At 74.6% G+C, this 6,837-nt stretch carries 5 protein-coding genes; 3 read left to right on the top strand and 2 right to left on the bottom strand.

What is annotated here, in order from left to right; translation table 11 throughout:
- Together UW392_RS30765 and UW392_RS30770 are read right to left on the bottom strand one after the other, a co-directional pair.
- On the bottom strand, window positions 1-2,419 hold a 2,419-nt coding region (locus UW392_RS30765), incomplete at its 3' end, for a glycosyltransferase family 2 protein (RefSeq protein WP_320778430.1).
- A 324-nt stretch (window positions 2,420-2,743) separates the two neighbouring features.
- Complete coding sequence (locus tag UW392_RS30770; protein ID WP_003975777.1) at window positions 2,744-3,007, bottom strand: WhiB family transcriptional regulator; 264 nt, start codon at window positions 3,005-3,007, stop codon at window positions 2,744-2,746.
- Window positions 3,008-3,753: 746 nt separating this feature from the next.
- Between UW392_RS30770 and UW392_RS30775 the strand changes: the two genes are divergently transcribed.
- The 3 genes from UW392_RS30775 to UW392_RS30785 all read left to right on the top strand — a co-directional run bounded on the left by UW392_RS30775 (window position 3,754) and on the right by UW392_RS30785 (window position 6,638).
- A complete protein-coding gene (locus UW392_RS30775; protein WP_320778431.1) occupies window positions 3,754-4,275 on the top strand; it encodes a cysteine dioxygenase family protein in 522 nt (173 codons plus the stop codon).
- A 66-nt stretch (window positions 4,276-4,341) separates the two neighbouring features.
- Window positions 4,342-5,319, top strand: coding sequence for a 2-phospho-L-lactate transferase (gene cofD / locus UW392_RS30780; RefSeq protein ID WP_320778432.1), 978 nt, complete (start codon window positions 4,342-4,344; stop codon window positions 5,317-5,319).
- Complete coding sequence (locus tag UW392_RS30785; RefSeq protein ID WP_320778433.1) at window positions 5,316-6,638, top strand: coenzyme F420-0:L-glutamate ligase; 1,323 nt, start codon at window positions 5,316-5,318, stop codon at window positions 6,636-6,638. Before cofD ends, UW392_RS30785 begins: the two co-directional genes overlap by 4 nt.
- Window positions 6,639-6,837: the final 199 nt, after the last annotated feature.

Below are 6,837 nucleotides of genomic sequence, written 5' to 3' on the forward strand. Positions count from 1 at the left end.
TCTGCTCGGCCACGCGCGCGCGTGCACCGTCGGCACCGAGCACGGCGGCGGCCAGCAGGGCGAGGCCGTAGACGAGGGTCGCGGGTCCGGCCCAGGCGGAGCCGTTGGACAGGACCGCGAGGACGAGCGCCACCAGGGCGCCGGCCCAGGCGGCGCGGACGGCCGTCTGCCGCTCGGCGCGCAGCAGGGCGGCCAGCGCCGCCAGCACGATGCCGATGAGCAGCAGTCCGCCGACGGTGCCGGGTCCGCCCGGGGAGGCGCCGAGCAGGTCGGTCGCGGAGGCCGCGCCCGCGCCGTACTCCAGGCCCGCCTCCCGGAAGAAGCCGAACGGCAGCAGCGTCAGCGACCAGGGGGCGAGGACCAGCAGCGGGGTGCCGAGCTGGGCCAGGAAGCGCGGTCCGTACCCGGCGATGTCGCGGCGGCGCAGGACCAGTACGCCGAGGCCGAGGACGAGCGCGATGGGCCACACGACCGGCGTGAAGGCGGTGGTGATCGTCAGCAGCAGGGCGTACGCCCAGGTCGCGCGCCAGCTGCCGCGCGTACCCGTCGCGTCGGTGAGCCCGGCGGCCGAGGCGCCCGCGCGCGCGATGAGCGGCAGCAGGACCGCGAGGACGGCGGTGCCGATGCGGCCGCCCGCGAGCGCGCCGGTGACGGCGGGCAGGAAGGCGTACGCGACGGCCGCCCACGCGCGCAGCAGCCGGGAGGTGACCAGCGGCCGGGAGGCGAAGTACGCGGTGAACCCGGCGAGCGGCACCGAGGCCACCAGCAGCAGGGTGACCGCGAGTCCGGTGGAACCCAGCAGCACGGTCGAGAGCAGGGCGACGACGGCGAGGTACGGCGGCGCGGAGCCGGTGCCGCCCGCGCCGACCGGGTGCCAGGCGTCGAGGTGGCGCGACCACAGCTCGCCGGAGCCGGCGGGCGCGGGCAGCAGCGCGCCGCCCGCGAGGGCGCCGCCGCCGAGCAGTTCGCGGCAGGCGACGAGCGAGGCCAGCAGCAGGACGACGAAGAGCACGGGGCCGGGCACGCGGGCGAGGCGCTTGAGCCGGGCGAACTGCTCGACCTCGAGGAAGTCGGCGTCGTCGCCGCCGGGCCCGGACTCGACCGCGCCGCCGTGCCGGCCGGCCGCGGAGGACTCGGGGTCGGAGTCACCGAACAGACTGCCGGCGGCCTGTTCGACGGTGGCCCGCACCGTGGCGCCGGGCGGCGGGAACAGGGGGCGCAGCTCGCCCTTGTCCAGCTGCGGCCGGCCGCGCCTGCGGCGGCCCGCGAGGATCCGCTCGGGGCGCAGCAGCGTGCCGAGGAGACCGCGGATCTCGTCGACGGCCTGACCGGGGACCTTGCCGACGAGGTAGGCGAGGGTCCGCAGCAGCGTGCCGAGCACGAGCCGGACGAGCACCCACGGCAGCGCCGCCGTGCGCGTGTTGACGAGCAGGGTGTAGACGGCGCCCGCCTTGTCGACCATGTGCGGGGAGGCGGCGCCGCGGCCGGCGCAGTCGACGGCGCGGCGCTCGCGGGAGGCCGCCTCGGCGTGCCGTACGACCGCCTCGGGGGCGACGAGGACCTGGTGCCCGGCGGCCGTGGCGCGCCAGCACAGGTCGATGTCGTCGCGCATCAGGGGCAGCCGCCGGTCGAAGCCGCCGAGCTCCTCGTAGACGTCGCGGCGGATGAGCATGCCGGCGGTGGACACGGCCAGCGTGGGCCGTACGTGGTCGTGCTGGCCCTGGTCCTGCTCGCGGCGGTCCAGGCCGGTCCAGCGGCGGCCGGAGTTGGCGATGGTGACGCCGACCTCGAGCAGCTGGCGGCGGTCGTACCAGCCGCGCAGCTTGGGACCGACCACGGCGACGTCCCGGCCGAGCTCGTGCTCGTTCTCGACGACCCGCAGCAGTTCGGCGAGGGCCTCCGGTTCCGGGGCGCAGTCGTCGTGCAGCAGCCACAGCCACTGCACGGGCTCGCCGTGCGGGAGTTCCGGCAGGTCGTAGGCGTCGTCACGCCAGGTGCGGGTGACGGGGTCCCAGCCGCTGGGGCGCTTGAGGTAGGGCAGGTCGTCCGGGGTGAGCACGCCGGCGCTGCGCTCGGCCTCGTCGACGGCCTGGCCGAAGCCGGTGCGCCGGGCGAGGTGCAGCACCCGGTCGTCACCGAGGGCCTCGGTGAGCAGCTGGGCGGAGTCGTCCGCGCTGCCGGTGTCGGCCGCCACGGCGTTCTGCACGGGGCGCTCCTGGCCGAGCAGCCCGGCGAGCGCGTCGGGCAGCCAGCGGGCGCCGTCGTGGGCGACGAGGACCGCGGTGACCACGTGGCGCGGGAACTCGGGTGAGCGGGTCGGGTCCGACAGCGGCCGGCGGTCGGACGCCGCCCGGCCGGTCGGGTCGAACACCGCTGGGGCAGCGTCGTGGTGGGCTGCCGTATGACTGTGCACGGACATCGAGGTACGGGCCCCGGTTCGATGGACTGCGGTGGACGTCCGCGTCCTTGCGGGGACGGCGGGACGTCTCGGACGAGCGACCACACTAACGGCTGGGCAGCGGACGGCCCGCCGCCCGTGGACAGGCACTGGGCGGCGGGCCGGTCGTTACGTAAGGGTGTGTGCAGTTTGGTCGGTGTCCCGCGCGCGTGTGCGCGTCCTGGTATCGGTGTCCCGCGCGCGTGTGCACGTCCTGGCGTCGGTGTCCCGCGCGCGTGTGCGCTTCCGGTTCCCGGCGCGGTCCCCGAGGGCGTCGTCCGCCGCTCTCCCGGTGGCGCCCGTCCTTCAGACGGCGGCCTTCTTGAGGCGGCGGCGCTCGCGCTCCGACAGGCCGCCCCAGATGCCGAACCGCTCGTCGTTGGCGAGCGCGTACTCGAGGCACTCCGAGCGGACCTCGCAGGCGAGGCAGACCTTCTTGGCCTCCCTGGTGGACCCGCCCTTCTCGGGGAAGAAGGACTCGGGATCGGTCTGGGCGCAGAGCGCGCGCTCCTGCCAGCCGAGTTCCTCGTCCGCGTCGTCGACCAGCAGTTGCTGCACGAGCTCGGTCATGTGCGCCCCTCGTCTGTCTTTCGCGTCCCCGTGGTGTTGCCGTACCGATTCCGGCTGAACGACACGAGTGAAATTACAAGTGTGCTGCTACGGGCGAGTCAAGCCGAGATCTGCTATTGAGCCCCTTATTCACTCTGCGGAACCAAGCCCAAGCGGAAAGTGTTCAAATCGCCATAAACCCAGACAGCAGACGGGCCCACCGAGCGCGACCCCTTCCCGTACGAGCAAGGACGCGCATGAGTTCGATCCCGTTGCGACACGAACACCGGAGCGATCTTGATCACGTTTGGACCGCTGTTCGCCTGGGGTTCTGTGCCCGGTGGACGCCATGTGTCCCGAGAACCCCGTGAGCAAACCTTTCATCTGACCGGTGGACCGGATGAGGTGAAACACGGCGCATCCACACGAGGGCGAGTTGACAGCCGAAGTGTGAACCGCTGTGCTTGTGGGCATGCTCGCGAATTCGGCACTCACCCCGACCCGCTCCGCCGGGTCCCTCGGTGCTGCCCGCGCTCGCTGTAGCTGTCGCTGTTCCGGCTGTTGAGCTGACCGCTCCGGCCCTCCCGAGCCCGCCGCCCGGCCTCACCCAGGCCATCGCCCAGGCCCTCACCGGCCCGTCCGGGGCTCGGACGCCGCCCTCCGCCGACGCCCCGCCCGGGCGCACCCGCCGCCCGTGACCCGGGCGAGGACCGGCGGATCCCCGCCCTCCCGCAGACTCCTTCCGCCTCAGGGACCACTCCACCTCCATGAACAGCGACAGCGACCTCCAGATCGCCGGCGACCTCCTCGAAGTCCCGCACCTCCTCCAGGCCCCGCGCGAACACCCGGTCACCGTGGCCGAGTTCGCCGGGCTCGCCCGCTCCCTCGCGGCCGACCGCGCGCAGTGGGAGCACCTCGTCCGGTACGACGCGACCTCCCGCTGGTACCACCGGCTGCAAGTCGGGCCCGGGTACGAGGTGTGGCTGCTGTCCTGGGTGCCCGGCCAGGGCAGCGGGCTCCACGACCACGGCCGGTCCTCCGGTGTGCTGACCGTCCTCGAAGGCGCTCTGACCGAGCGCACCCGGCGCGGCGTGCGCTCGCTCCGCTCCGGCACGCAGCGGGTGTTCGCGCCGGGGTACGCGCACGAGGTCGTCAACGACGCGCTCGAACCGGCGGTCAGCCTGCACGTCTACCACCCGGGGCTGACGGAGATGACGATGCTCCCGCACGACCGCGGTGCGGCCGGAACGGTCCCCCTGCCCGCCGCCTGCGCGGCACGCGGGGCGTGAGACTCCCCACCGTCGCCGGGCCACCGCCCCTCAACGAGTCAGCCCGACGGCTGACACACTTACTTCATGCGCATTGTGGTTCTGGCAGGAGGCATCGGCGGTGCCCGGTTCCTGCGCGGTCTGAAGCGGGCCGTGCCGGACGCCGACATCACGGTCATCGGCAACACCGGCGACGACATCCATCTCTTCGGTCTCAAGGTCTGCCCCGACCTCGACACGGTGATGTACACGCTCGGCGGCGGCATCGACGAGGAGCAGGGGTGGGGCCGCGCGGAGGAGACCTTCCACGTCAAGGAGGAACTGGCGGCCTACGGCGTGGGGCCGGAGTGGTTCGGACTCGGCGACCGGGACTTCGCCACCCACATCGTGCGCACCCAGATGCTGGGCGCGGGCTTCCCGCTGAGCGCCGTCACCGAGGCGCTGTGCGAGCGGTGGCAGCCCGGGGTGCGGCTGATCCCCATGTCCGACGACCGGGTCGAGACGCACGTCGCGGTCACGCTGCCGGACGGCGCCGACGGTGCCGGTGAGCGCCGGGCCGTCCACTTCCAGGAGTACTGGGTGCGGCTGCGCGCCTCCGTGCCGGCCGAGGCGATCGTGCCGGTCGGCGCGGAGCAGGCGAAGCCCGCGCCGGGTGTCCTGGAGGCCCTCGCCGCGGCGGACGTGATCCTCTTCCCGCCGTCCAACCCCGTGGTCTCCGTCGGCACCATCCTGGCGGTCCCGGGCATCCGCGAGGGGATCGCCGAGGCGGGGGTGCCGGTCGTCGGCCTCTCCCCCATCGTCGGGGACGCGCCCGTGCGCGGCATGGCCGACAAGGTGCTCGCCGCCGTCGGCGTGGAGGCGACGGCCGCGGCCGTGGCCGAGCACTACGGGTCGGGGCTGCTCGACGGCTGGCTGGTCGACACGGTGGACGCGGGCGCGGTGGGGCGCGTCGAGTCCGCGGGCATCCGGTGCCGGGCCGTCCCGCTGATGATGACGGACGTGGACGCGGCGGCCCGGATGGCCCAGGAGGCGCTGGCCCTGGCGGAGGAGGTGCGGGGCGCTTGAGCGGCGGACTTCCCGAGGAGGGCGCCGGCGCCTACCGCGTCTGGGCGCCGCCCGGCATCCCCCAGGTGCAGCCGGGCGACGACCTCGCCAAACTGATCGCCGCGGCCGAACCGGACCTGGCCGACGGGGACGTGCTCCTCGTCACCTCGAAGATCGTGTCGAAGGCGGAGGGCCGGATCGTCGAGGCCGCCGACCGGGAGGCCGCCATCGACGCCGAGACCGTACGGGTCGTGGCGCGCCGCGGGACGCTGCGGATCGTCGAGAACCGGCAGGGCCTGGTGATGGCCGCCGCCGGGGTCGACGCCTCCAACACCCCCGCCGGGACCGTGCTGCTGCTCCCCGAGGACCCTGACGCGTCCGCGCGGGCGATCCGCGCGGGGCTGCGCGAGGCGCTCGGTGCCGACGTCGGCGTCGTGGTCACCGACACCTTCGGGCGGCCGTGGCGGGCGGGACTGACGGACGTCGCCATCGGTGCCGCGGGCGTGCGCGTCCTCGACGACCTGCGCGGCGGGACCGACGCGTACGGCAATCCGCTCAGCGCGACCGTCGTGGCGACCGCCGACGAGTTGGCCGCCGCCGGTGACCTGGTGAAGGGGAAGGCCGCCGGGCGGCCCGTCGCCGTGGTCCGCGGCCTCGGGCACGTGGTGGCCGAGGACGACGGCGCGGGGACGCGGGCGATGGTGCGCGGCGCGCGGGACGACATGTTCCGGCTCGGGACCTCGGAGGCCGTACGGCTGGCCGTGACCCAGCGGCGTACGGTCCGGGCGTTCACGGACGAACCCGTCGACCCGGGCGCCGTACGGCGTGCCGTCGCCGCGGCCGTGACCGCGCCGGCCCCGCACCACACCACTCCGTGGCGGTTCGTGCTGCTGGAGTCGGAGGAGGCGAGGACCGGGCTGCTGGACGCGATGCGGGACGCGTGGATCGCGGACCTGCGGCGGGACGGTAAGAGCGAGGAGTCCATCGCCAAGCGGGTACGCCGCGGCGACGTCCTGCGCAACGCCCCGTACCTGGTGGTGCCCTGTCTCGTCACGGACGGGTCGCACACCTACGGCGACGCGCGCCGGGACGCGGCCGAGCGGGAGATGTTCGTGGTCGCCGCCGGTGCCGGGGTGCAGAACCTCCTCGTGGCGCTCGCCGGTGAGGGTCTGGGCTCCGCGTGGGTCTCGTCGACGATGTTCTGCCGGGACGTCGTACGGGACGTGCTGGGACTGCCGGAGGGCTGGGACCCGATGGGCGCCGTGGCGGTGGGACGTGCGGCGGAGGAGCCCCGGCCGCGCCCCGGACGCGACGCCGCGGCCTTCATCGAGGTGCGGTGAGGCATCCTGGACCGACCGTCCGACGGTCTCCCCCGTCCCGCGAGACCCGTCCGACGCCCCCTTTCCCGTACGACCTCTTAAGGCCCCGACCGTGGCAGGACGCTTCGCTCCCCGGCCCGCGCGCACCCCGGTGCGCGGAGGGCTCACCGGTGTGCCCGCGCCCGGCGGTGCGGCCCGGTCCGCGGCCGCGGCCGGGCTG

This window comes from Streptomyces sp. CRN 30, assembly GCF_034105845.1.